The sequence below is a fragment of the Rhodopseudomonas sp. BR0C11 genome (assembly GCF_010820945.1).
GTDB classification, from domain to species: Bacteria; Pseudomonadota; Alphaproteobacteria; order Rhizobiales; family Xanthobacteraceae; genus Rhodopseudomonas; species Rhodopseudomonas palustris_H.
The window spans coordinates 1-552 of the sequence record NZ_QTKI01000823.1 but is presented as its reverse complement, the minus strand read 5'-3'; the positions used below and the strand labels follow the sequence as shown (position 1 = coordinate 552).

The window sequence follows — 552 nt, the reverse complement described above, 5'->3', positions numbered from 1 at the left end:
GGGGAGGGGCCGGCGGGCCGGGAAGGGTAAGGGTATCCTGCTGCTGCATGACATCCAGCCGCGCACCGTGGCAGCGCTGCCGCGCATCCTTCAGGCGCTGAAGGCGGGCGGCTACAAGATCGTGCACGTGGTCGCGGCGACGCCGGAGCTGCCGAAGACGCCGACCGAGCCGCAGGAGTGGCGGCTGCATCCGGCGTCCGAGACAGTGGCGAAGGTGCGCTGGCCGAAGGTGCCGCGCTTCGTGTTCGCCAATGAGGAGATGCTGCCGGCCCCCGAACTCGCCGACATCGGCCTAGATCGCGACCGCCTGATTCCAGGCAGCGCGCCGATCCGGTCGAATCGTCTGGCGCGCGGCCAGGTGCCGACGCCGCAGCACGCGCCGTGGCCACGGCAGACTCTGGTCGAATCGGCCGACAGCCTGATCACCCTGCCGGTGCCGTCACCGAGCCTGTTTGCGCTTCCCGAACGGACCGCCCCGATGATCCGCGCCATGGTCCCGGTAAAAGCCGATCGGGCCGCCCGCGAAGCGGTGCCGCTGGTCCGCCAAGCCAG

General features: G+C 70.8%; 1 pseudogene. It reads left to right on the top strand.

Annotated elements, in window-relative coordinates:
• Positions 1-552 (top strand): annotated as a pseudogene (locus DYI24_RS27610) (polysaccharide deacetylase family protein); the annotation flags it as partial.